At 63.4% G+C, this 24,476-nt stretch carries 19 protein-coding genes; 10 read left to right on the forward strand and 9 right to left on the reverse strand.

Annotation, left to right across the window (positions count from 1 at the left end):
• Positions 1–22 precede the first annotated feature (22 nt).
• Both LL236_RS04220 and LL236_RS04225 read right to left on the reverse strand, forming a co-directional pair.
• Positions 23–1,216 carry a glycosyltransferase family 2 protein gene (locus tag LL236_RS04220; RefSeq protein ID WP_228177551.1) on the reverse strand — a complete coding sequence of 398 codons (1,194 nt, stop codon included), beginning with the start codon at positions 1,214–1,216 and terminating at the stop codon, positions 23–25.
• A 33-nt stretch (positions 1,217–1,249) separates the two neighbouring features.
• Positions 1,250–2,482, reverse strand: a complete 1,233-nt coding sequence (locus LL236_RS04225) for a lipopolysaccharide biosynthesis protein (RefSeq protein WP_228177552.1) — start codon at positions 2,480–2,482, stop codon at positions 1,250–1,252.
• Positions 2,483–2,514: 32 nt separating this feature from the next.
• Here LL236_RS04225 and LL236_RS04230 point away from each other — a divergent pair, with 32 nt between their 5' ends.
• Complete coding sequence (locus LL236_RS04230; protein ID WP_228177553.1) at positions 2,515–3,411, forward strand: glycosyltransferase family 2 protein; 897 nt, start codon at positions 2,515–2,517, stop codon at positions 3,409–3,411.
• Positions 3,412–3,437: 26 nt separating this feature from the next.
• Here LL236_RS04230 and LL236_RS04235 read toward each other — a convergent pair whose 3' ends face one another.
• Genes LL236_RS04235 through rfbB form a run of 3 tightly spaced genes read right to left on the reverse strand, consistent with a single transcriptional unit; the run spans position 3,438 to position 7,854 of the window.
• A complete protein-coding gene (locus LL236_RS04235) occupies positions 3,438–5,435 on the reverse strand; it encodes a DUF7657 domain-containing protein (protein WP_228177554.1) in 1,998 nt (665 codons plus the stop codon).
• A 5-nt stretch (positions 5,436–5,440) separates the two neighbouring features.
• Positions 5,441–6,856 carry a dTDP-4-dehydrorhamnose reductase gene (rfbD, locus tag LL236_RS04240; RefSeq protein WP_228177555.1) on the reverse strand — a complete coding sequence of 472 codons (1,416 nt, stop codon included), beginning with the start codon at positions 6,854–6,856 and terminating at the stop codon, positions 5,441–5,443.
• A complete protein-coding gene (gene rfbB, locus LL236_RS04245; RefSeq protein ID WP_228177556.1) occupies positions 6,856–7,854 on the reverse strand; it encodes a dTDP-glucose 4,6-dehydratase in 999 nt (332 codons plus the stop codon). The genes rfbD and rfbB overlap by 1 nt, the downstream gene beginning before the upstream one ends.
• A gap of 75 nt (positions 7,855–7,929) precedes the next feature.
• On the opposite strand from rfbB, the gene rfbA reads away from it, so the two are divergent.
• The 6 genes from rfbA to LL236_RS04275 all read left to right on the forward strand — a co-directional run bounded on the left by rfbA (position 7,930) and on the right by LL236_RS04275 (position 16,031).
• Complete coding sequence (gene rfbA / locus LL236_RS04250; protein ID WP_228177557.1) at positions 7,930–8,802, forward strand: glucose-1-phosphate thymidylyltransferase RfbA; 873 nt, start codon at positions 7,930–7,932, stop codon at positions 8,800–8,802.
• 59 nt (positions 8,803–8,861) lie between these two features.
• Positions 8,862–10,787, forward strand: a complete 1,926-nt coding sequence (locus LL236_RS04255; protein WP_228177558.1) for a rhamnan synthesis F family protein — start codon at positions 8,862–8,864, stop codon at positions 10,785–10,787.
• Positions 10,784–12,646, forward strand: coding sequence for a rhamnan synthesis F family protein (locus LL236_RS04260; protein WP_228177559.1), 1,863 nt, complete (start codon positions 10,784–10,786; stop codon positions 12,644–12,646). Before LL236_RS04255 ends, LL236_RS04260 begins: the two co-directional genes overlap by 4 nt.
• A 17-nt stretch (positions 12,647–12,663) precedes the next feature.
• Positions 12,664–13,854, forward strand: coding sequence for a glycosyltransferase family 2 protein (locus tag LL236_RS04265; RefSeq protein WP_228177560.1), 1,191 nt, complete (start codon positions 12,664–12,666; stop codon positions 13,852–13,854).
• Positions 13,855–13,947: 93 nt separating this feature from the next.
• Positions 13,948–14,784 (forward strand): ABC transporter permease, encoded by an 837-nt coding sequence (locus tag LL236_RS04270; RefSeq protein ID WP_267189556.1) that lies wholly within the window; start codon positions 13,948–13,950, stop codon positions 14,782–14,784.
• Positions 14,785–14,795: 11 nt separating this feature from the next.
• Positions 14,796–16,031 carry an ABC transporter ATP-binding protein gene (locus LL236_RS04275; RefSeq protein ID WP_228177562.1) on the forward strand — a complete coding sequence of 412 codons (1,236 nt, stop codon included), beginning with the start codon at positions 14,796–14,798 and terminating at the stop codon, positions 16,029–16,031.
• Here the strand turns inward: LL236_RS04275 and LL236_RS04280 are convergent.
• Complete coding sequence (locus LL236_RS04280) at positions 16,003–17,031, reverse strand: glycosyltransferase family protein (protein ID WP_228177563.1); 1,029 nt, start codon at positions 17,029–17,031, stop codon at positions 16,003–16,005. The two genes, LL236_RS04275 and LL236_RS04280, sit on opposite strands and share 29 nt — an antisense overlap.
• Before the next feature lie 162 nt (positions 17,032–17,193).
• On the opposite strand from LL236_RS04280, the gene glf reads away from it, so the two are divergent.
• Together glf and LL236_RS04290 are read left to right on the forward strand one after the other, a co-directional pair.
• The gene (gene glf, locus LL236_RS04285; RefSeq protein ID WP_228177564.1) at positions 17,194–18,330 is read left to right on the forward strand and encodes a UDP-galactopyranose mutase; all 1,137 of its coding nucleotides are present in this window, start codon (positions 17,194–17,196) and stop codon (positions 18,328–18,330) included.
• Positions 18,327–19,229, forward strand: a complete 903-nt coding sequence (locus LL236_RS04290; protein ID WP_228177565.1) for a glycosyltransferase family 2 protein — start codon at positions 18,327–18,329, stop codon at positions 19,227–19,229. The genes glf and LL236_RS04290 overlap by 4 nt, the downstream gene beginning before the upstream one ends.
• A gap of 58 nt (positions 19,230–19,287) precedes the next feature.
• Here LL236_RS04290 and LL236_RS04295 read toward each other — a convergent pair whose 3' ends face one another.
• From LL236_RS04295 to LL236_RS04305, 3 genes are all read right to left on the reverse strand, one after another.
• Positions 19,288–20,283, reverse strand: coding sequence for a glycosyltransferase (locus tag LL236_RS04295; protein WP_228177566.1), 996 nt, complete (start codon positions 20,281–20,283; stop codon positions 19,288–19,290).
• The gene (locus LL236_RS04300) at positions 20,249–21,643 is read right to left on the reverse strand and encodes an O-antigen ligase family protein (RefSeq protein ID WP_228177567.1); all 1,395 of its coding nucleotides are present in this window, start codon (positions 21,641–21,643) and stop codon (positions 20,249–20,251) included. The genes LL236_RS04295 and LL236_RS04300 overlap by 35 nt, the downstream gene beginning before the upstream one ends.
• Before the next feature lie 87 nt (positions 21,644–21,730).
• Entirely contained in the window at positions 21,731–23,122 is a 1,392-nt protein-coding gene (locus tag LL236_RS04305) for an O-antigen ligase family protein (RefSeq protein ID WP_228177568.1), read from the reverse strand.
• 85 nt (positions 23,123–23,207) lie between these two features.
• Between LL236_RS04305 and manA the strand changes: the two genes are divergently transcribed.
• Complete coding sequence (gene manA / locus LL236_RS04310; RefSeq protein ID WP_228177569.1) at positions 23,208–24,365, forward strand: mannose-6-phosphate isomerase, class I; 1,158 nt, start codon at positions 23,208–23,210, stop codon at positions 24,363–24,365.
• The last annotated feature ends 111 nt before the right edge of the window (positions 24,366–24,476 follow it).

The raw sequence follows: 24,476 nt of genomic DNA on the forward strand, positions 1-24,476 counted from the left end.
GCTGACAGGTGCTCCGGGCCGTTCAGGGAACGTTGCCGGCGTGCGTAGCGTCGATCGATCTCGTCGGAATCGTCAGAATGCCGAGGAAGAGCCCCGCCATGACCGTCTGCGCGCCAAGGCTCATCATGAGTGCCGCCGGGACCGCAACTCGCACGGTGGCCCCTGCGTCGAGCGGACCGTAGCCCTGAGTGCCCCATGCCGCGAGCTGGATGACGAGGCCGACGAGGCCGACGAGGAAGAGGCCGAGTCCAACCAATGCGAGCGCTTCGAGTGTCATCCGCTTCGCAAGCCAAGTGAAATTCCGTCCGCGCGGAAGACGGAACCCCTCGCGTTCCGCGTACATTTTGGTGAGGACGCCGAACAGTACCGATTGGTACCCGACTGTCGCAAGGGCGGCGAGATACACCTGGCTGGCCGTATCGAGGCCGATCGGACCGATCGAGGCCGGGCCCAGGAGCAGGAGCAGCGATCCAGCCAGACCGAGGATCAGCGCGATGATCCCGGGAACGAGGAACAGCCAGTTGGGGCTGAATATCAGTAAGAAACGCAGATGCCGCCATCCATCCCGCCAACTGCGAAGATGTGGCGGGCGGCTGCGCCCGTCTTTCGAAAGCGTCGTGGGCACTTCACTCACCTGCAACCCGGCGAGGGTCGACTTGACAACCATCTCGCTCGCGTACTCCATGCCGGTGGTGCACAGTTCCAGATCGAGGATGGACTGCCGGTTGTAGCCGCGGAGGCCGCAGTGGAAGTCGCGGATCGGGGAGCGGAAGAGGACCCGGCCGATCCAGGTCAGCACAGGGTTGCCCAAGTACTTGTGGAGCGGCGGCATGGCGCCCGGTTCGATGCCGCCGAGGAAGCGGTTGCCCATCACGAGGTCGTCACCGGCTCGAAGCCGCTCCAGGAAGGGATCCAGGGACGTGAAGTCGTAGCTATCGTCGGCGTCCCCCATGATCACATACTTGCCTGCAGCAGCCTCGGTTCCGCCGATGAGCGCCGCGCCGTACCCCTTCACGGGCACGTCGACCACGCGGGCGCCGTGCGACCGCGCGATCTCCTGAGAGCCGTCGGTGCTGCCATTGTCGGCTATCAGCACCTCGCCGCTAACTCCGGATCTGTCGAGGTATCCTTTCGCCTTGTCTATGCAGACCGCGAGCGTTTCAGCCTCGTTGAGGCAGGGCATAAGGATGGTGAGCTCGGTGTGGGGAGTAGTCATCGGGACCTTCGAGTCAATGCAAACCTCATGATCCTACCTGACGCTCTCCTTCCTACCCGGCCACAGACTGATCGCTGCCAGCAAGGAGGCTGAGAGGATCATCGCCGAGCCGGTCCCGATGACGGCACCCACTGCGCCGCCGAGCCCGATGCTTGCGCCGATCATGATCATCAATCCGACAAAGGCGGACGTACCGGTTGCGAGGGTGGATATACGTGCGCGCCCGATGGCTGCTAGGTAGGCACTGAGAAAGACTGAGAGCGAGAATCCAAAGACGGCGACCATCAAGCCCTGGGCGAGAGGTACCGCTCCGGCGAAGTCCTGACCGAAAACGATCGGCAGCGCCCACGGCAGGACGGCGATGACAACGGCAGCACCTGCCCCAAGGAGAACGGTCAGCGTCAGTGTGGCTCGTCGAATGCTACGCGCGCGATCGGCGTGCGGCAGCTGAGACCACTGAGCGAACCGGGGCAGCAGAGCTGGAGTCACCGCCTGCGCGAGCATGGACAACGGTGTTGCGAGAGAAAGTGCTGCGGCGAAGAGACCCGCGCGCGCGGGACTGTCGAAGACAGCAGCGAAGACCATCGAGACCTGCATGATGCCGTTCGTCGCGATCAGGCCAAGCGATGACCATATGAGAAAGTGCGCCAATGCTTGGGTGGGCGCAGGCCGTTCCTCACTGTCGTGCCTGCGCGCTGCTCGCCGCGCGCCGACCAAGCTCGCGAGGGCGAAAGCCCCGTAGCCGATCACCGCTGGTGCCAGTACCAGGGGTGTCATATGAGTCAAGATCACAGCTACGAGCAGCACGAGGGAGAGCGCTCCCGTGACGTTGTCCCACACCGCAACCGCCGGCACTTGGCGCATCCCGAATCGAACGCCGCGACCGAAGATATACCAGGACCAACTGATCGTCAGTGCGGCGACCATGAGTGGAGCTGTTCCGTCGCCCCCGAGAAGCTGGGTCGTGACGAGGGCGACAGCGCCGAGCGCCGCGCCCAGCCACACCATCATGGCGGTGAGCTTTTTGGCGGTCTGGCTTCCCGTCTGGCTCGTTCCGCCAAAAGCCGCTGCGGCATTTCCCGCTGCGGTGGGCCCCAAGAGCGAAAGTAGAATCGACACAGCGAAAGCGGTGTTCGTTGCAGCGAGAATGTCGGCGCCCAGCAGACGGCCGACGATCACGGTGTAGGCGAAGCGTGACGCTCCCTGTGCGATGGTTCCTATTGTCGAGAGGACCGAGTCCCGCAGTGCTGAGCCGGAGTCGGTCATGGTGGCCAATGTTACCGAAGGAGGGGAGCGGGATGAGCGAGAGTGAACGAGTCGACATCATGTTGCCGTTCTACGGGCGAGAGGATCATTTCCGCGATGCTGTGGCGAGCGTGCTGGCGCAAGATAGCGACCGCTGGCGACTCGTCATCATCGATGACGCCTACCCTGATCGTGCGCCCTTTGAGTGGGCGGCATCAGTCGCCGATAGCAGAGTCGAGGTGATCCGCCACGAAGTGAACCTCGGGATCAACAGATCGTTTCAGGAGTGTCTTGAACGATCGAACGCGACATGGGTCACGATCTTCGGATGCGACGATCTGATGCATCCGCGTTATGTCACACGGATCTTGGAACTCGCCGAGCGATATCCGCATGCGGGGCTGCTTCATCCAGGTACCGAGATCATCGATGCCGAGGGGCGTCCCACGCGATCGCTCGTCGATACCGCGAAGGCGTTTTACAGGCCGCGCGGGCCGAAGCCGCTGCAGCTCTCCGGAGAGGATATGGCTGTAAGCCTGACTCGCGGGAACTGGATGAACTTTCCGGCCATCGCCTGGAACGGTGAGCTGGCGCGTCGCATTGGGTTTTCGCCCGGGTACGACGTGGTGCAGGACCTTGCCCTCGCACTTGACGTCTGCGAACAGGGCGGCTCGCTCGTCCTGGACGATGATGTCGTCTTCTCGTATCGAAGGCATGCCACCAGCGTTTCATCGTGGAAGGCAGTAGACGGAAGCCGGTTTGTTGAGGAGTCGGCATACTTCGGACATCTTGCTGACCATTTTCGTGCCCGCGGATGGCGCCGTGCTGCACGCGCTGCGCGCCGCCATCTCTCCAGCCGCATGAACGCGCTCACGACGGTCCCCGCCGCTCTCATGGGCAGAGATACGCGGGGTGCCGGCGTCTTGTTGCGCCATGCTCTGCGGCCCTGAACCCCAAGCCACGATGAACACCGGTCCTAGTCCGGGGGTCTCACCACTTCCCAGAGGATGATGTCTGTTGACGCGACCGGAAGACTGTTCAATTTGACGAGGCAGCGCTGGTCCAGATCCGCTGCGGAGTCAGACGCGACATACTGAACATTCTCCTGCGCGAACTCCGAGCATGCATCGAAAGTGACTTGGATCTGGTCCGGATACGGATTGGTAATAACAGGTGCGCCGGGGCCGGGTACCCATGACACGCCCGCGAGTCGGTCCCACTCGAATGCGTAAGTCGATGTGGGATCGATCTGTTCCCACATCTCAGGGTTGGGTGCCCCCTGGAAACCGTTGTATGCCGTGACGCCGCTTTCGAGCACCAGGGCAGTGGTTAGCCGATCTCCGACGGCCACCCATGTTCCAGGATGTTGGTCGTTGATTTGTATGATCGCTTGGGCGGGCGCGGTGTCACGCAGATCGAACACGCCACGGTACAGCGGATTCACACCGAAAGAACCGATCAGTCCGACCGCTGCGAGTGCGGCCATCGCGGCAATCGGCCACGCGCGACCGACTGCGAGTATGGCAAGAGCAGACACGATCGTGATGAACCACCATGGCCCCGAGAGCTGCAGCAGATCCGGTGCATACACCGCAAGGCCGCCCGCTATCGCGGCCTGACTGGCGATGAATGCAACTGCGCCGAGAGCCGCAACGAGCCATCCGGGGCGGTTCGTCCGCGAGAGCATTCCCAGCAACAAGATCACGACGACGAACGACCCGAAGCCCAAACCGATGCGCGCACGCACCGGCGTCGAGCGGTCCAGGAGCAGGAGGTGCGCGACACCATCCCAGCCGGGTATCGCTATATATGCGAGGAGCACGATTCCACCCACTACCGCGAGCAGAAGCGGCCACACGTCGGCTCGGCGCGACCGCCACGCTTTCACGACAACCCAAACGATCACGGGAAGAAGGAACACCGCGGGCAGGAAGAACGTCGCTGACTCGGATGCGTTTCCGTCGAGGAATCGGCCTGCATTTCGCAGCGAACCTATGAAACCCGATCCGAAGAGTGCCGCGATTGACTGCAAAGACGCGCCCAGCCCGGTCGGAACCAAGCGCTCTCCGGGATAGGCAGTAGACAGAAAGGCGGTTACCGTGCTCCACCGCGTGATGAGCCAGACAATGAGGATCATTCCAGCTACGACCCCGCCCACTAGCAACGGCACTAGCCTCATGATCACGGTGGGCCACCGGAGGCCGGGCGCAGCCGCGATCACCATTCCGATTGCTGTCAGCGCCGTAATGATGACGACGGGAATGATGAAGGGGACGTAGATGCCCATCGCCATCACCACCGTCAGATACATGATGACCGATGCCCAGATCCAGCGATGCCACGATCGTGAGGTGCGCAGTGACCATCTCACCGCGGCGAGGGTGGCAAACCCCCAGGCGAGTGGCCACAGCGTGGTCTGCAAGAACCACCACTGCAGGAACGGGCTTGCGGAGACGGCTACGGCACTGAGAGCGGCAAGGAGAGGCCGGCGCGGCATCTCCACGATGACGAAGGTGTAGGTGGCAATGGCAACACCGAGTAGTGGGAGCCACCACTTCCACGCTTGCGCGTGATCGACGTCAAAGAACTGAAAGCCCCAGAGGTGGGGGCGAAAGACGGCGCTCCAGTCAATCCGGGGGAGATCCTGGGGGATCGTCGCATCCATCCCCCCTGGGAAGGTGCCGTTGATAACGGGCAGCCCCTGTTGCACCTGGGCGATCGCCCAGACCGTCTGTACATTCCATTCATCGGTTCGGATGAGGTTCGGTGTGCCGAAGAGGAGCGCGGGGTCGGAGCCGGCGTACATCATTGCGAAGAACGCGCCGGACGATGTGCCGTTGATCGCTGTCGTTACGAGGACCGCGAAGATCACGCAGAACAGTGCGGCGCCGCTTCCGACCACCCGGGCCCGAGGCAGATCCTCGTCGGTGAGGGCGGTGAATCTCGTCCACCATTCGTACAGTTGTTTTGGCACTCCGTTCAACTCTCGCCTGCCAGGTAGCGCCAAAGCGACTCATTCCAGTTCGCAGGTGAGTACCCGGAGTCTCGGATCTTGGCGAGGTCCAGGGTGCTGTTGCGCGGTCGGGGAGCGACCGGGGCAGTTGACGACGCGAAGTACTCATCAGTCGATATGCCGGTGATACGAGCAGAGTCGTGGCCGGTTACTTCAAAGATCTGCGCAGCGATCTCGGCCCATGTGCTCGGTTGCCCTGAGCCGGTGAGGTTGTATGTACCAGACACCGCGTCGGTATCCAAAAGGTGGCGGATTCCTGCCGCGAGATCGGCGGTAAAGGTGAGTCGCCCGATCTGGTCGTTGACGACGCGGGGGTTGATGCCGCGCTGGGCGAGGGATGCCATGGTGCGGACGAAGTTGTGGCCGTCGCCGATGACCCAGCTGGTGCGGATGATGTAGTGGTGGGGCACGGTAGCGACGATGGCGTCGCCGGCGGCTTTGGTTTGTCCGTAGACGCCGAGCGGGCTGAACGGGTCGGCCTCGGTGTAGGGGGTGGGGGAGGTGCCGTCGAAGACGTAGTCGCTGGAGATGTGGACGAGGGTGATGCCGTTCTCGGTCGCGATGCGCGCCAACGCGGTGACGGCGGTGACGTTCGAGGCCCAGGCGTCGCGGCGCCCGTCGGGGGTTTCAGCGGTGTCGACGGCGGTGTAGGCGGCGGCGTTGATGATGGTGCCGTAGTCCCGCCACCGTCGCGCGGTCGCGAGGTCGGGGCTGGTCAGGTCGAGGTCGTCTCGGGTCGCATACTCGACGTGCGCGGCATCCCCGAACTGCGCGCGCAGGGCGCGGCCGAGTTGCCCGTTCGCTCCGGTGACGAGGATCTTCCGCGGCCCGATCGGGGTGACATCAGCCAGGCGTGGGTGCTTCAGGTCTTTCTCGCTGATCTGCACCTGGTCAAGCGGGATCGGCCAGTCGATGCCGGCGGTTTCATCGGCGAGGTTCAGGAAGCTGTACTCGGCGGTGGGGGACCAGTGGTCGTTGACGAGGTAGGTGTACGCGGTGTCGGGTTCGAGGGTTTGGTAGGAGTTCCCGACCCCGCGGGGCACGAAGATCGCCCGCGACGGGTCGAGCTCGGTCGTGAACACCTGCCCGAACGTGGGGCCTTCCCGCAGGTCGACCCACGCGCCGAAGATCCGTCCGGTCGCGACCGAGACCCACTTGTCCCACGGTTCGGCGTGGATGCCGCGGGTGGTGCCGACAGCATCGTTGAACGAGATGTTGTTCTGCACCGGCCCGAAATCGGGTAGGCCCAGGCCGGTCATCTTCTCGCGTTGCCAGTTCTCTTTGAACCAGCCCCGCGCATCCCCGTGCACCGGCAGATCGAACACCACCAGCCCCGGGATGCCGGTTTCGGTCACCGAGAGCGGTTTACCGTACTCCGTCATCACTGGCCCTTGGTGGCGTAGAACGCCTCAACACCGTCTTTGGACGCCGCCCACCACGCCTCGTTCTCCCGATACCAGTCGATCGTCGCGGCAAGACCCGCCTCGAAGTCCTGGAACCGCGGGGTCCACCCCAGCTCGGTGCGCAGCTTTGTCGAATCGATCGCGTATCGCAGGTCGTGACCTGCCCGGTCGGTGACGTGATCGTACGCATCCTGCGGCTGACCCATCAGGGTGAGGATCAACTCGACCACTGCCTTGTTGGTGCGCTCCCCGTCGGCGCCGATCAGGTACGTCTGCCCGATCTCACCCTTATCCAGGATCGTGAGAACTGCCGAGGAGTGATCGTCGGCGTGGATCCAGTCCCGCACGTTCTCGCCCGCACCGTAGAGCTTGGGACGGATGCCGCGGATCACGTTCGTGATCTGCCGCGGAATGAACTTCTCCACATGCTGATACGGCCCATAGTTGTTCGAGCAGTTAGAGATCGTTGCTTGCACCCCGAAACTACGCACCCACGCCCGCACCAACAGGTCACTACCCGCCTTCGTCGAGGAATACGGCGACGACGGGTTGTACGGGGTGTGCTCAGTGAACCGCTCCGGATCATCCAGCTCCAGATCCCCGTACACCTCGTCGGTAGAGATGTGATGAAACCGGGTCCCGTACTTCCGGGCAGCTTCCAGCAGCGTGTACGTGCCGATGATGTTTGTGTCCAGGAACGGACGCGGATCATGCAACGAGTTGTCGTTGTGAGACTCGGCCGCGTAGTGCACGACAGCGTCCGCATCCGCGACCAACGGGTCAACGACCGCAGCGTCCGCGATATCACCCACAACCAACCGCACCCGATCCCCGGACAGACCCGCGAGCGAGGCGCGATTGCCGGCGTAGGTGAGCTTGTCGAGCACCACGACGGTGTCATCCGTGTGCTCAACCACATGGTGGACAAAATTCGACCCAATGAACCCAGCACCACCAGTAACCAGAAGCGTACGCATGCAAGAAAGACTATCTGGAGCGGATGAGAGCACCCTGGCTTGGTCGACCGAGCGCGATCGATCAGACTGATACGCATGAAGGGCATCATTCTTGCCGGAGGCACGGGTTCGCGGCTGCATCCGGTCACTCTCGGCGTCTCAAAGCAGCTCGTCCCGGTCTACGACAAGCCGATGATCTATTACCCGCTGTCGACGCTTATACTCGCCGGCATCCGCGAGATTCTGGTGATCACGACCCCGCACGATGCGGATCAGTTCACGCGACTACTGGGGGACGGCTCACAGTTCGGTGTATCGATCACCTACCGAACACAGCCATCGCCCGACGGTCTCGCCCAGGCATTCATCCTTGGTGAGGATCACATCGGCACCGACAGTGTTGCTCTCGTTCTTGGCGACAACATCTTCTACGGACCCGGTATGGGCACGCGTCTTCGTCGCTATCATGACCTCACCGGTGGCGTGGTCTTCGGATACTGGGTCGATGACCCGACCGCATACGGGGTTGTCGAATTCGACGCCGGCGGGCGGGTTGTCTCGCTCGAGGAGAAGCCTGAGGCTCCGAAGAGTCACTATGCGGTCCCAGGGCTGTATTTCTACGACAACGATGTTGTGGATATCGCCAAAGAGCTCAAGCCCTCGCCGCGTGGTGAGCTCGAGATCACGGACGTGAACCGGGAGTACCTCGAAAGGGGATCGCTTCAGGTCGAGTTGCTGCCGCGAGGCACAGCATGGTTGGACACGGGCACGTTTGACTCGCTCAGCGAAGCAACCGAATTCATCCGCACTGTTCAAAAGCGCCAGGGGCTCTCAATCGGAGCACCTGAAGAGGTCGCCTGGCGTATGGGCTTCCTCACCGACGACGAGTTCCGCGAACGCGCTATGCCCTTGGTCAAGAGCGGCTACGGCGCCTACCTTCTCAAGGTTCTTGAATATGGGAAGCAGTAGGATCGCCGCTTGATGATTCGGGTGTCGGAGATTCCGGGCCCGTCACGAACGGTGGTCAGGTGACGCAACCTCAGATCTTCCCTACAAGTGGACGACGCCTGCTTGTCTATGTCATTTGGGACAGGCGCGGAGGCGTCGAGGAATTCGTACTCTTCACGCTCGCGGGGCTGAGAATACATTCCGACCGCATCCTGGTCGTCGTCAACGGCAGCTTGGACGACGGCGGGCGCGCTGCGCTGGAAGAGGTCTGCGACGAGATACTTGTGCGTCCAAATGTCGGCTTCGACATCTGGGCACACAAGCACGCGATTGACCACCTCGGCGAAGCCATCAACGAGTATGACGAAGTCGTCTTCGCGAACGACACGTGGTACGGACCAGTGCGCCCGTTCGGCCCCGTCTTTGAACGTATGGATGCGCAGCCAATCGACTTCTGGGGGATGACCGATCACGCGCGCGAAGAGCCGAATCCGTTCACCCGGAAGGGAGTGATGCACTACCACCTGCAGTCGTTCTGGATCGCGGTGCGACGGCGCATGCTGGAGTCATCACAATGGCGAGACTACTGGCGCGACCTTCCGAGCATGCCGGGCTACTTCGATGCCGTCCTCAAACATGAAATCGTGTTCACCCACGCCTTCGAAAGCGAGGGGTTCACCCACGGGGTGGCGTTCCCCAGCGAGGACTATCCGACAGATCACCCAGCGTTGTTCAACGCGGATCTGCTTCTTGACGCCGGTTGCCCGCTGATCAAGCGGCGACCATTCTTTCACTACCCGCCATTCCTTGACCGGCATGCCGTCATCGGCCGGGATCTGCTCAATAGGGTCGCGCAGTACGGCTACCCAGTGGAGAACATCCTGGCGAACCTTGCGAGGAATGTCGCACCACGGACGCTAAACGCGGATCTGGCCATGCTGGAAATCCTGCCGGACGTGCCACGCCCGGGAGGGGGGAGGCAGCGCATAATCGTCGCAGCCCACATTTCCGATGCATCAGCGGCGGGTGCCCTTCTCCAGAGGGTGTCGGCCATCGCTGAGCCTTTCGAGCTGATTGTGACGGTCGCGTCGTCCACCGACCAAGGTTCGGTGCATGAGGCGCTACAAGATCTGAATGATCCGCGGATGAGGTCCGCAGAGGTCCGCGTGCTTCCTGCCAACGATGGACGCGACATCGCTGCGTTGTTTGTCGGCCTCGTTGATGTGCTGGCGCGAGAGGATGTGGATCTCATCGTGCGTGTCCACACGATGAAGATGGGAACCTCGGCGAAGAACGCGCGGCGGTACTTTCAGAGCCAACAGATCGACAACATCATCGACTCACCTGGTTACTTCTCCAACCTCCTCGCCCTCTTCGAGTCTGAACCGGGCCTCGGCGTCGTCTTTCCGCCAACCGTGCACATCGGCTACGCACCGCTCGGTCGGGGATGGTCGGTATATGGCCCCGCAGCCGAGCGGCTGTGCAAGCAGTTGCGCGTCCGCGTACCTCTCGATGGGGTATCCCCGTTGGCGCCCCTGGGAGGAATGATGGTCTTCCGCCCTCGCGCGATGCGAGCGCTCACCGCGCACAAGTGGGCCTACGACGACTATCGACGCGAAGGCGCCCCTGGCGGAGCCGATCTTGCTCGTACGCAGGAACGGATCATCGCAAACGTCGCGGGCGAGTCCGGGTTTCACTGCCGTACGGTCATGACGGAGAGACACGCGGCGCTTAGTCACATCTCGCTCGAGTACACGTTCGACCAATTGGCCTCGACGACACCCGGCTATCCCGTGGAGCAGATTCAGTTTCTCCACCGCGCGGGATGGATGAGCGCGGCTGGCCCGGGGAGCTTCGCGCGGATGTACCTTCGCTTCAAATACCCGAGGCTGGCCCGTCGCACCGATCCCGCGCTCGACCTTCTCAGGCGGGTGCTCGTCAAGGTCAAAGCACTGCGTCGCCCTCCTCGTCGGAGTCCCTCACGAGCAGAAGGAGGAAAGCTGTGAGTTCTGAGCGTCTGTCGCCGTCCGCCCCGGCTGTGCACCGCGCGCTCGTTTTCGCGATAACCGACCGACGCGGCGATATAGACGAAGCCACGGTATATGCCCTGGTGGCTCTGCGCGCCGAGGTGGACTCGATCGCGGTGGTAGGCGGGCTTAGTCCCGAGGGTCTCGAGCGCGCGGAGCAGATCGCAGATGACGTGTACTCGTTCGGGGTTCCGGGGGAAGTCGGTGCGACGGTGGCATGGAGCGCAGCGGCGGATCGGCTTGACTTCGGCAGGTTCGATGAGGTGATCTTCACGGGTGACCAATGGCTCGGCCCTGTGGGTCCATTCCCTGCGCTGCTCGACCGGATGACGAGAAGCGAGGCCGCGCTATGGTCGATGACCGACCGCAGCCATGACAACGGCGATGGCCAAGCGGCCGTAGTGCCTTCGCCGGAGTGGATCGTCGTGCGCCCGCTCCGGCTCCCGTGGCGGATGTGGGCGGACTTCCTCTCTCAAAAGCGGGCTTGGACCGAACTCGGCGAGGCGATTGCCGGCTGGCTTAGCGATCTCGCACTCACCTGGGAGGCAGCGTTTCCTGGGGCGCGCTACAACAGCACCGACCCCGCCTTCTTCCGCGCAGTTGATCTGGTGAACGGAGGCTGCCCGATCGTTGTACGACGGATCTTCACAAGTTTCCCTCCGTTTCTCGACAAACACGCTGTCATCGGCCGCGACGTGTGGGAGGCGATGATCGCTCGGGGATACCCGGGGAAAATCGCGCTCTCGTCTCTGGCTCGCAGTGTGGCCCCCAAAGATTTGCATGCGAACCTTGGGCTGCATTCGACGCTGTTCCATGACGGACTCATCTACGACGAGGGTCGCCCTTTTCGCGTGGTCGTGATCGCCCACATTTTCTACCCGGACATGACCGACGAGATTCTCGACCTCGCGGAGCGGTTACCAGGCGAATGCACGCTCGTCGTGACAACTCCCGATCGCGCGCGCGCGGAAGAAATCGAACGAACGGTCTCTCTGCGATGGCCCCGCGATCGCATCGATGTCCGTGTGGTGGAGTCGAACAACGGTCGAGACCAAAGTGCTTTCCTCATCGGATGCCGTGACATCCTGCTGTCGGGAGAGTTCGACATCGTTGTCAAACTCCACTCGAAGAAGACGCCGCAGGACGGCTTCAACGTCGGACGCCATTTCAAACAGCAGCAGTTCCTCAACCTCCTGGCCAGCGAGGGTTATGCCGCTAATGTGCTCGGGCTGTTCCAGCGTGAGCCCGGTCTCGGTCTTGCGTTTCCGCCGACAATCCACTTCGGCTACCCCACGCTCGGGCGCGGATGGTGGTCGAACAAGCCAGGATACGAACGACTGAGTCGAGAACTGGGAATTCGAGTCCCCGTCGACGAGATCACGCCTCTCGCTCCGTACGGCTCGATGTTCTTCGCCCGCCCCGAGGCATTGCGACTCCTGGTTGAGCACAACTGGAATTATCAGGACTTCGGTGGCGCCGAGGCGTATCGGGATGGTGGCCTCGCACACGTGCTGGAGCGTGTTCCGGTCTATGCGGCGGCGGAACTCGGATATCACTCGCGCACGATCGCTACTCCCGAATACATGGCTGTGAGCCATACATCGTTGGAGTTCAACCTCGACCAGATGTCTGCGACCATCCCCGGTGACGTTCTCAACCAGATCCGCCTCGTCAAGGGCATGGGGTTTACGGGCACCGGGACGATCGTTGATTTCGCTCGGATGTACGTGAGTCTGAATCATCCTCACCGGAATCGGACATTTGCGCGAGCTGTGGATAGTCTCAAGAGATGGCGCCAAGCCCTCCGGCGCATCAACCCGTGGGCGGGGGCTACTTAGGAGCGGGTTTTTCCATCGTGAAGATCGTGATGACGATGATGGTCCGTGACGAAGCGGACATCATCGAGGCGGTGCTCGAGCATCACCGAAGGCAAGGTGTCGACCACATCCTGGTCACCGACAACGGTTCGGTCGACGGAACGCGAGAGGCGCTCGAACGATTCGCGCAGAGTGGGTTCGTCACAGTCTGGGATGATCCCGTTCACCGAAAGCAGCAGTCCGAAACCGTAACCAGGATGGCGCGTCTCGCGGCGACGGAGTACGGGGCCGACTGGGTTATCAACGCCGATGCCGACGAATTTTTCGTCGCGGCGGACGAGGCGAGCACTCTTCGCGACGAGCTCCGCCGCATTGACGAGGCTGTGCAGTATGTGACGGTGCAGGTCGTGAACCTGACAGGCGCGCCTGCCGTCGATGGAACGGGACTGCAACGCCTGATCTACCGCGACCGGCGGAGTGCTCAGCGGCTCGTATCTGCAGGCATCCCGTTTCATCCGACGGGGGACGCGATTCATCGGGGGCACGCCGAGGTGTCTGTCAGCCAGGGCAATCACTTCGTCTCTGCTCCCAACTGGGGCGATCCGGTCCCCGAACCTCGTATCGAAGTGCTCCACCTGCCGTGGCGATCGTGGGCGCAATACGAGCGAAAGGTTCGCAACACCGGAGAGTCCTACCGGGCGAACCCCGACCTGGAACCCAGCCCGAGGCACCACGGGATGCAGGACTTCCGTCGTTTGGAGCAGGGACGCCTTGAAGAGACATACGTCGCAAAGCACCCCCTTCCCGACGAGATCGCCGAACTCGCGTACGTCGGCGAGTTGGTGGAGGATCGCCGGCTCGCTCACCTTGCTGAGCAAACCCCGGAACTCGTCGTTCGCGACCTTCTGTATGTCTCCGACCGCCAGGCTCAGCTTGCACGGGACGGACGTAGGTTCACAGCGATCGAGGCAGAGTACGAGCGTCGTCTTCAGGATCTCAGGGACTCGCTGGAGTCCGTGCACGGGTCACTTCACGTAGCGATGTTGGCGGTTGCCGAGGGGAAGACGCACATCGACCAGCGGGATGAGCAGATCGCTGACCTTCGCAGACAGCTCGATGCAGCGCATCGTCGATTCGCCGTACGCCTCGCAAATCGTCTCAGCAAGTACCTCGCGCCGGTGCGCGGGGCTGGGCGCGGGCGAGACGCAATCGGCAGACAGGCGGACTAAGCTAACCGGGTGAGTGAGAGCGAAGGTGGCGTCTCCGCGGAGCGCTTCGCACGATTGGCCGAAGCTCCGTTGACAGTAGTCGGCGCGCCCGCGATGTCGGGTGCCCGTTCATTCGTGACACCGGTCCGTGACCTGTTCGGTCATCGGGAGCTGCTTGGCCTTCTAGTCAGGCGCGACCTCAAAGCCAAGTACAAGGATTCGGCCCTCGGTTTCCTGTGGTCTCTCGCGCGTCCCCTGATGCAGTTGGCGATCTACTACATCGTCCTCGGTCAGTTCTTACAAGCTGCGAGGGGAATCCCCGATTTCGCGATCTACATCTTCACCGGACTGACGATCATGGGTCTCTTCTCGGAGACGTTAGTGGGTGCAACAGGAGCTGTCATCGCAAACGCGGCGCTCGTGAAGAAGGTCTATGTCCCGCGCGAGCTGTTTCCGCTTGCGTCGGTGGGGTCCGCGCTATTCAACTTCTCTATCCAGCTCGGGATTCTGGTTGTTGCGACGGTCGTGTCCGGGAGCTTTCCGTGGCACGCGGAGCTGCTTTATGCGATTCCTTCGGTGCTGATCGTGCTGATCTACGCGCTGGGGTTCGGACTTTTTCTTGCGGCCGCGAACGTCTACCTTCGTGACGTTCAGTACCTCGTCGAGGTAGCGATGATGGTGCTGTTCTGGGCTAGCCCGGTGGTCTACTCGTGGCAGATGGTCAGCGAGCGCGTGACGAACTCGCTGGTCCTCGAGCTTTACACGAACAACCCCCTCACGCTCGCAGTTATCGGCTTTCAGCGTGCGTTCTGGATCGAGTCCGACTCCGTCGCACAGCCCGCCGATCTGCTGCTCAGGATGACGATCGCCATCGGGGTTGGACTGGTCATTCTCATCGGCAGCCACCGAATCTTCCTTCGCCTGCAGGGCGATTTCGCACAGGAACTGTAGGTCGAACCGTGATGGATAGTTTGCCTGATCGCGCCTCACATCCCCCCGTCGTAGTCAGCGTCGACGACGTTTCCAAGCGCTTCACGGTGCGCAAAGATTCGTCCGTGAAGGAGCGTCTGGTGACGCTGGGGCGTGCCGGGCGTCGGCATCGAGAGGACTTCTGGGCACTGCGTGGCGTACACATGGAAATCCGTGCGGGTGAGACGATCGGACTCATCGGACACAACGGATCAGGCAAGAGCACCCTCCTGAAAGTGATCGGAGGCGTCATCCAGCCCACTTCCGGTTCCGTGCGTCAGCGCGGTCGCGTGGCCGCACTGATCGAACTCGGTGCGGGCTTTCATCCGGACCTGACGGGGCGAGAAAACGTCTATCTCAACGCCGCCCTGCTAGGTCTGTCGCGAGAAGAGACCGACGATCAGTTCGACGACATTCTTTCCTTCTCCGGAATCGGGGAGTTCATCGATACACAGGTCAAGTTCTACTCGTCCGGCATGTATGTTCGCTTGGCCTTTGCAGTTGCGGTCCACACCGATCCCGACATCCTCCTCGTCGACGAGGTTCTCGCCGTCGGCGATGAAGCTTTCCAACGGAAGTGCCTGGATAAGATCCGGTCATTTCAAGAAGAGGGACGCACGATCATCATCGTGAGTCACAGTCTCGGGCAGATCACGGAGCTCTGCGATCGCGCGGTATTGATGAACCGCGGCGAAGTTGCGTACGAAGGCGATTCGATGGCTGCAGTGTCCAAGTTCCGCGACATCCTCGAGGGCCGCCGCCGGGACGAAGATGCCGCGCGGGCGGGGGGCACGGATCACGAGGCCGACGGGCCGGTCGGAAGAGTGCTCCGCACGACAGTGCGCGCAGCCGCTCGCAAGGAGGGCGAAGAGATCCGATTCGGTGACGACCTCGTCGTCACGGCGGAACTGGAAGCTCGAGAGACACTGACAGACTGGCTTTGCGCGATCCAGATCGACAACACGCTGGGCCAGAAGGTCTTCGGTACGGATACGCGCAGGCTCGGCCTTGAGATGCCGCCACTTCGAGGCGTAGCGCGGCTTGAGTTCATCGTCGAGTCGACCACGCTCGGTTCGGGAAAATACTTCGTCAACACCTCGCTCATGGACTCAGCAGGGCGTCACCTCCACGACACACCTCAGGCAACGTCCTTCAACACGGAGAACTATGAGCGTATGACGGGCATGGTTCGTGGTGCAGTCAGTGCCTCTCTTGTGCTTGATGAGTAAGGCCCCGCCACCGCCGTCGAGCAGCTGAACGGAACGCGTGCCGCCCGTCTTCCCGGGCGTATGCGATGAGTTGCCGTGCTCGGGCGTCGAAGGAATGCTCGCGGCGAATGAGCATGACGATGCGGTCGCGCTCGTCTGAATCGGGCCAGCCGTCGTCGGGAGCGAGGGCCATCACGAGTTCTTCATCGGAGGAATATGTGCGCACAAGGCCGCCGAAGACCTCCCGGATGCCGGGAACGTCGTCTGAAATAACACGCGATCCGACGAAGGCCGCGTCGAAGAGGCGGTTCGACAGGAAGCCTGCGCGGCGCATGTCGTCCCAATGATCGTTCAGCACGACGAGTGCGCCAGCGTAGACACTGGGGACCTCCGCGAAGGGGAGATGTTCCGCGCGGATCATCTCCGGCGGTACGAAGCGTCCCCAGTCATGTCCGTATATGGCCACCTCAGCCCCGACCCTGATCGCGTCAGAGATCACGGGGCGACGGACACCACGGGATGTGCCCACGAAGACGATGTCGGCGCCGTCTCGAGGGGTAACCGTGCTCGGATCGAAACGGCTGGCCGACGCTGCCTGCAGCAGCGGCTCCGCACCTAGCTCGTCGAGGCGCGCCCAGGATGAGCTAGCGGCAAATATCCGAGTCCAGCCCGCGTCCGCTTCGGCCCCGCTCACCTCGTCGGGATGACTGATGATCCACAGGTAATTCACGACTCCCGCGCCGGGGCTCCAGCGATGGAGCCCGAGGAGCGAGATCACGACATCCTCGTCGCCGAGTGGGTAAGGACTCGGTGCATCCCAGAACTGGACCCGTGCGACCTGTCCTTGAGCCTCGAGGGCATGGGAAAGATCGTCCGCGAACGCCGTATCTCCCCATCGCTTGGCCGTCTCGTCGTTGGGTGCGCTCACCTGGATCGTCCAGTTGAGCCTGCCGCGATACCAACGAACTCGACGGCGGATGGCGGTGAACAGCCGTTTCACATCCGCCCCCAGGGCGCTCACGAAATCTCCGGGCCTGCAATTGATGACACCTGTGGGATTCTACGGGCCGCTTGAGCCTGACTCGGGGGATGCCGAAAGGCGCTCGATAGACTCGAGTGGCTGCACCAAGCTGGGTCGATCCAGACGAGCCGCGGATGTCGGATGCAGTCAGAAGGTGGATGCATGGATCTGTTGGTGGTGGGCTCGGGCCTGTTCGGACTCACCGTCGCGGAGCGTGCGGCGGCGGCAGGCCGCAGGGTCACCATTATCGATCGTCGATCCCACGTCGGGGGCAACGCATTCAGCGAGCCTGACCCCGAAACGGGCATCGAAGTTCACAGGTACGGCGCTCACCTTTTCCATACGTCCAATGCGGCCGTGTGGGACTACGTGAATCGCTTTACGGAGTTCACGCCGTATGTCCATCGCGTCTACACGGCGCACGCGGGCACGATTTACCCACTTCCCATCAACCTCGGCACAATCAATCAGTTCTTCCATTCCGCGCTGTCGCCCGCGCAAGCGCGTCAGCTGATCACCGAGCACGCATCCGAGTTCGACGTGAAATCCGCCGCCAATCTCGAAGAACGCGCAATCGCCTTGATTGGCCGCCCCCTCTATGAGGCCTTCATTCGTGGCTACACAGCCAAGCAGTGGCAAACCGATCCGCGTGATCTACCCGCCGACATCATCAGCCGTCTCCCGGTGCGCTACACCTACGACAACCGATATTTCAACGATAGGTGGGAAGGCCTTCCGGCGCATGGATACGCGGCCTGGCTGGAGCGGATGGCTGACCATCCGAACATTGACCTCCGGCTCGGCACGGACTTCTTCGATCGCGATCAGCCGCTCCACCGCGACGCAGTCGTGGGCTCGGTTGATGTCGTCTACACGGGGCCGGTGGATGCATACTTCGGATACGCGGAGGGCGCTCTGACATGGCGGACTCTCGACTTCGAACGAGAGGTTCTCGACATTCCTGACTTTCAGGGTACGAGCGTCATGAATTACGCGGATGCTGAAGTGCCGTACACGCGGATTCACGAGTTCCGTCACTTCCACCCTGAGCGCGCCGACGAGTACCCACGCGACCGGACCGTCATCGTTCGTGAGTTCTCTCGGTTCGCCGGCGCTTCCGATGAACCGTACTACCCCGTGAACACGTCAGCAGACCGCGCGCGTTTGCTTGCCTATCGACAGTGCGCTGCCCGCGAGCCACGCGTCTGGTTCGGGGGACGATTGGGTACCTACCAATATCTCGACATGCACATGGCAATCGCTTCCGCCCTCGCGTTGTGGAACAACGAACTGGCATGAGCACTCAGGATCCGTCACCCGTCGCTGGAGCAGGATCATCCGTAGCTGCGGTCGTGCTCTGTTACCACCCCGATGCTGCAGTGATCGGCAACGTACACGCTCTCCTGCAGCAGGTGTCGCGCGTGTTCGTGATCAACAATTCTCCCGACGCGCAGACAGCAGCGGCTCTCGCGCCGCTCGCAGCTGAAGCGCGGGTTACCGTCATCGATCAGGCGGGAAACGTCGGCGTGGGTGCGGGGTTCAATGCAGGAATGCGCTCGGCGCTCGACGCGGGCTACCCGTTCGTGTGGATCTTCGATCAGGACAGCACGGTCGCTCCGGGCATGCTCAACGCATTGCTCGCCTACTCAGGCCGGCACGGCACAAGAACGGGCGTCGTCGGTCCCGCCCTTCGCGCGGCTGAGACCGGCCGAGTCTACGACAGCGACCGCGGAATCGGTGCGCGCGACGTCAACACGTTGATTTCGTCGGGTTCGCTGTTCTCTGCGGCGCTCCTTCGCGAGGTCGGCCTGCACGACGCTGACCTGTTCATCGACTATGTCGATCACGATATTTGTCTACGCGCCAAGGCCCGCGGCTACGTCAATGTCAAAGTGTTCGACACCCTTTTGGATCATCGCTTCGGAGACTCCCAGCCGGCCGAGATCTTCGGTCGTCGGGTCTATCTCGCCAATTACTCCCCGCTGCGCCACTACTACTCGGCGCGTAATCGCATCATCCTCCTGCGGCGGTTCGGGCCGAGAGGCTGGCTTGGGGACGATCTTCGTTATTCGATCAAGGCCTGGGTGAAGATGCTCCTGCTGGAGACCGGGAGACGAGCAAAGGTGAAAGCTGCGGCCCGTGGGACGTGGGCTGGTATCCGCTACCCGGCAGACGCTGGTCGGGCGCGAGCGGGCTGATGCCTCTGTGCCGCCCTCCGACCAAAGGCGAGAATGAGTCCCGCCGATCGACGAGGTCTCAGGACGACACGCGCTCGACGAGGGGCGGCATCGGCATCCAGCTTCGGTCACGTGAGATGGTGCGGCCGTCACGAAGCCCGCGGAACAGGTGGCTCGTGCCGCGGGCGGTGCGCTCCACCACGACGAGGCGGATGAGCTCCTTGATGAAGGTGAGTACGGTTCCCACCGCAAACGGAACAGGCCGGTAGAAGCCGACGGAGCGGTAGTACTGCTTGATCATGGCACGGTTCCGCATGATGTAGTACCGGTACGCGTCGCTCGAGGCGTTCATGTGGCGAACGCCCATGTCCCACTGCTTGATCTCCCGGGTGCGGCGCAGTACGAACTCATTCACGATGACGGATGTCGTGATTCGCGAAGCGAGCCATCCGTAGACCTGGTCATCCCAGTAGATGAAGAAGCGCGGGTCGGGCAGGCCGATCTGTTGCACGATATCGCGGTGGATGAACATCCCCTCGAAGCATCCGGAGTTCATCTCCTTATACCCGGATGCATCGAACTCGGCGGGAGCGAAGGGAATCGGGATTCCCATGCGCGCAGCGATGCGGTACTGCCAGTAAAACTCGCTGCCGTCGAAGTCGTAGCGGCGTCCCTGGATTGACTGGAAGCGCCTCGACCACCGGCCCATTTTGGCAAGTCCGTCGGGGATAACCTCGACGTCGTCATCCATGAGCCAGATCCACTCGGATCCGAGCTCGTACGCGGTCTGCATTCCCGCGCTGAACCCGCCGGACCCGCCGGTATTCGTCTCGAGGCGGCGGTAAACGAGTTCGGTGCCGATCCGTTCGCGGAAGGACTCGACGACCTCGGTGGTGTCATCAGAGGAGGCGTTGTCGATGACGACGACGTGTCCGGGCTTTGGATCCATCTCCTCGATGCTCGTGAGGAGGCGGGAAAGTAGGCCCGACCGGTTGAACGTGACCGCCACGATCGTGGCCGTGGAGGGGTCGAAGATCGAGTCAGACGAAGTCGGGTTCTGGTTCGCGGCGCGCATGTCTCGACGATCCTATCTGCGACGCCCTGTCGGGAGGCTGCAGCTTCGCCAGGAACAGCACGGTCAGCATCCACCCCCAGAGCAGGAGCGGGCTCGACTCGGTGATCCCCTGGACGATAACAATGACGCCGACGGCGACGGGGAGGAGCGACACGGTGGCGGTGACCCGGTCGTCCCGGCGCTGCCATCGGTGGTGGCGCACGGCGAAGACCCAGGTGCGCCACGCGAAGAGGGCGTACAGGCCCGCAAGCAGCACCACCCCGACAACGCCCAGCTGGAACCACACGTCCACCCACACGCTGTGCGCCTGGATGATGTGCAGCCCTCGGGGCATGACGATCCAGTCGGAGAACGCGGGGTCCCAGGGGATCCACGGTGTGGCGAAGCCGTTGCCGACGACCGGCTGGGCGGCCCCGCGCGAGAATACGAGATCCCAGATCTCGGTGCGGTCGGTGAGGTCCCCGTCGCGGCCCAGGAACGACAGGATGCCGCGCCGCATCACCCACGCGAGGCCCGCCGTGACCGCGCCGACCACTGCCGCAGCGAGATAGACCCGCACGCGACCCGCCGTCGTGCGCGCTATACGTGCCGCCAGCAGGATGACAAGGGCGATCGCGAGAGCGATCGTCGCGATGAACGCCGTGGCTGATTCGGTGCGAACGAGGAGGTACACCGAGACGGCCAGCGCGACCGCGAACAGCCCTCGGCGCCGTGCTTCGATGGCCAGACGGATGCTGAGGACGACGACCGCGAGCAGGGCCAGCATCGCGAGCAGGTTGGCGTTGCCGACAATGCCGTCAAGGCGTCCGCCCGTGAAGAGCTGGGCGCTCGTCCAGATATCGCTGCGCGCGGTGTCTGCGTCCACCGCAGCGAACTCGATCCCGACCGGGCCGCCCACGACGAGCGCTGCCCACGCTTCGAAGGCCACCGACAGCGCCATAACAGCGGCCAGTGCCCAGGCCAGGGCCGATACGAGCTGGCGCCAGGTCAGCATCGCCGCAAGCGCGATGGCGACCAGCGTGGTCGCTGCTAGCAGAGTCCAGGTCAGGGCAGTCGTTTCTGGCCACCGCGACCACGCGAGGCTGGCGCCGGCCCATCCTGCGAACGTAAGCGCGGTCCAGGGGAGTGCCCGCCACTGCGGGGCACGGATGACGCGCACGGCGATGACCGCGACTCCCGCGCACGCGATGACGCCTGCGCCAGCGGCTGCGGGTGCGCCGAACGCCGCCGCCCATCCGGGTGCCGTGAAGGCGATGAACAGGACCACGCCGGCCCACAGGTGCGGAGCGCGGCGCAGCGGAATCGTGGTGGAGGGGGCGACGACAGGAAGAGTGGCCGTAGAGGCGCTGAAAGCCGTCATCGCTGGCCACGCTAGCTGGCCGATGTCACAGATCGGTCACAGACTCCCGAGCCTTCGCCCCGAATGCAGAGCCATCCGCGGCCGAAGTCAGTTGGCCCGCAGCAGCTCCCCGCGTTCGATCGCGAGGCGCTGTTCGGCAGGCCCCTCGCCGATGTGCGGCGACTGCTTGATCTTCGAGCCGAGCAGGATCATGAGCATCCACCCCCAGCCCATGAGGGGCGCGGTTTCGGCAAGACCCTGGACGAGGAGTACCGCGGCGGTGAGCGTCGGCAGCAGGGTCAGCGCCGAATACGGCCGGTCGGCCCGCAGATCCCAGCGCGGCCGGTCGACGGCGAAGAACCACGAACGCCACACGAACGCCAGGTAGGCGAAACCGAGCAGGAAGACGCCGACGACGCCGAGTTGAAACAGGATGTCGACCCACACGCTGTGCGCCTGCGTGACCTGCCTGCCATCGAGCACGATCCAGTCCTGGAACGCGGGATCCCAGGGCAGCCAGGGCGTGGCGAAGCCGCCACCGATCGCGAGGTGGTCACCCGCACGACTCAGCACGGCGGTCCAGATCGTTTCGCGGTCGAGAAGGTCAGCCGTGCGGTCGAGCGCGGTGAACACGGGAACCCGCCACACCCAGAGTGCGAGCGCGCCAGCAGCGCCGATGACGGCATAGCCGACGTAGTAGCGCGTGCGCTCGCCGGGCTTTCGAGCGGTCCGCATCAGCAGGACCGTCGCGAGGACGAGTGCGACCCCGGCGGTGGCGATCCAGGCGGTCACGGATGCCGCGAGCACGAGCGTCAGGGCAGAGAGTCCGATCCACACGCCGAGCATGATCCGGCGCGACTCTCGCGCGGCGAATTCGATCGCGAACACGATGACCGCGAGCAGAGCGATCATGCCGAGGAGGTTCGGGTTCCCGATGACGCCGTCGATGCGCGCGCCGGCGAAGATACCGCCGCTGATCCACTCGGCGCCGCCGGCCGCGGCATCCGTCTCGAACCCCGCGTACAGGGTGCCGCCGACGAGCCACGCCACCAGCACCTCGGCGACAAGAGACAGGCCGATCACCCATCCGAGGGCGGCCCCGATCGCGCGAACGATCTCGCGCCAGGTGAGCACGCTCGCGATGGCGACTCCCTGGAAGGTCGTGGCAACCAGCAGCAGCCACGTGAGCGCGGATGTCTCGCGCCAGCCCGACCACGCGATGGACAGCCCGGCCCACAGGATGAACGTTCCCGCAATCCAGGGGAGCCGTCGCCATTGGAACGGTGGGCGGATTACCGCGACCATGACCGCTGATCCGGCGACGATCACACCGCAGACGATCGCCGTGACGGGCACGCCGAATCCGAGCACCCAGCCCGGAGCTGTGAAGGCAAAGAAGAGGCTGAAGACCATCCAACCGCGCAGCAGAAGATGCCGGGTGCGCTCCCGCTCTGGAGCGACCGGCGGCGCCGAAGCTGGATGACGGCTGAAGCTGGCCATGGTGCTCTCAGGGTAGCGCTCAGCGTCTGCCCGATGCGGGGGCCACTGGCCAGGATGCTGACGCTGGCGTCGGTACGCTGGTCGCGTGCTGGTTCCGCTTATGAACACGCCCCGCGACTACGCCTGGGGGTCCACGACTCTGATCGCCGAGCTGGAGGGACGCACCCCGACCGGCGCGCCCGAGGCCGAAGTGTGGTTCGGGGACCATCCCGGCCACCCGGCCCGCGTCCCGGACGGGCGGACGCTCGGTGAGTGGCTGGCCTCCGGCGACGCGCCCGAGGGCACTCCGGAGCGACTGCCGTACCTGCTGAAGATCCTCGCGGCTGGTTCGCCGCTGTCGATTCAGGCCCACCCGTCGAAGGCGCAGGCCGAGGAAGGGTTCGCGCGCGAGGAAGCCGCAGGGACCCCTCGCGACGCTGCGACGCGGACCTATCGAGACGCCAACCACAAGCCCGAGATCATCGTGGCCCTCAGCGACAGGTTCCTCGCGCTGGCCGGCTTGCGCGAGCTCGCCGCCACGCGGCGGCTCCTCGACGCCGTCGGGGAAGCGACAGCACCGCTGCGCGCGGTTCTCGACTCCCACCCGGATGACGCAGACGCGCTCGCGGCAGCACTGATCTGGATTCTCTCGCCGGCAGCAGGTGCGCAGGTGAGTGAGATCATCGCCGCGGCGACGGATGCGGCATCCGACGAGTTCAGGGATGAGCTGGAGCTGGTGCGCCACCTGCAGAGCCACTATCCGGGCGACCCCGGCATCGTCGTTGCCATGCTTCTGAACCTTGTCATCCTGCGCCGCGGTCAGGGCGTGTTCGTCCCGGCGGGTGTCCTGCACGCGTACATCGAAGGGCTGGGCGTGGAAATCATGGCAGCCAGCGACAACGTGCTGCGCGGGGGACTGACGCCGAAGCACATCGATGTGGCCGAACTCACGGCGATCCTCGACCCGCGACCGGGACCCGCGCCCGTGCTCGATCCCGCCGCGGGCACTGCCCGCACGTTCACAGGAGGCGTCCCCGATTTCGTTCTGACGCAGGTGACGGCGGATCCGAGCGCAGCTGTCGAGGTTCGCATGAACGGCATCGCGATCGCCGTCGCGACCTCCGGTGAGGTCGAGATCACGGGTGCGGATACCCAAGACCGCCTCACACTCCGCCCCGGGTCGGCGGCCCTCATCACCCCGAACGAGGGATCGGTCTCGATCTCGGGTACTGGCGAGGTCTTCATCGCCGAACCTGGACAGTAGTTCCACCCGCGACACGCCGCGAATTCCGCCAAGAAGGTTAAGGCGGCGATTGAGGGTTTACGATCTGCGACTTGACCGCAGCGAACTACACCGGTGTAATTACTGCAACAC

This window comes from Microbacterium schleiferi (genome assembly GCF_020781975.1).
Classification (GTDB): Bacteria; Actinomycetota; Actinomycetes; order Actinomycetales; family Microbacteriaceae; genus Microbacterium.

Bases quoted from the DNA above. Each gene is read 5' to 3' on its own strand.
- rfbA (WP_228177557.1), top strand. From the start codon at position 7,930: ATGAAGGGCATCATTCTTGCCGGAGGCACGGGTTCGCGGCTGCATCCG.
- LL236_RS04300 (WP_228177567.1), bottom strand. From the start codon at position 21,643: ATGACGGCTTTCAGCGCCTCTACGGCCACTCTTCCTGTCGTCGCCCCC.
- LL236_RS04290 (WP_228177565.1), top strand. From the start codon at position 18,327: ATGAGCACTCAGGATCCGTCACCCGTCGCTGGAGCAGGATCATCCGTA.
- LL236_RS04270 (WP_267189556.1), top strand. From the start codon at position 13,948: ATGTCGGGTGCCCGTTCATTCGTGACACCGGTCCGTGACCTGTTCGGT.
- rfbB (WP_228177556.1), bottom strand. From the start codon at position 7,854: ATGCGTACGCTTCTGGTTACTGGTGGTGCTGGGTTCATTGGGTCGAAT.
- rfbD (WP_228177555.1), bottom strand. From the start codon at position 6,856: ATGACGGAGTACGGTAAACCGCTCTCGGTGACCGAAACCGGCATCCCG.
- LL236_RS04275 (WP_228177562.1), top strand. From the start codon at position 14,796: ATGGATAGTTTGCCTGATCGCGCCTCACATCCCCCCGTCGTAGTCAGC.
- glf (WP_228177564.1), top strand. From the start codon at position 17,194: ATGGATCTGTTGGTGGTGGGCTCGGGCCTGTTCGGACTCACCGTCGCG.
- LL236_RS04225 (WP_228177552.1), bottom strand. From the start codon at position 2,482: ATGACCGACTCCGGCTCAGCACTGCGGGACTCGGTCCTCTCGACAATA.
- LL236_RS04230 (WP_228177553.1), top strand. From the start codon at position 2,515: ATGAGCGAGAGTGAACGAGTCGACATCATGTTGCCGTTCTACGGGCGA.
- LL236_RS04220 (WP_228177551.1), bottom strand. From the start codon at position 1,216: ATGACTACTCCCCACACCGAGCTCACCATCCTTATGCCCTGCCTCAAC.
- LL236_RS04305 (WP_228177568.1), bottom strand. From the start codon at position 23,122: ATGGCCAGCTTCAGCCGTCATCCAGCTTCGGCGCCGCCGGTCGCTCCA.
- LL236_RS04295 (WP_228177566.1), bottom strand. From the start codon at position 20,283: ATGCGCGCCGCGAACCAGAACCCGACTTCGTCTGACTCGATCTTCGAC.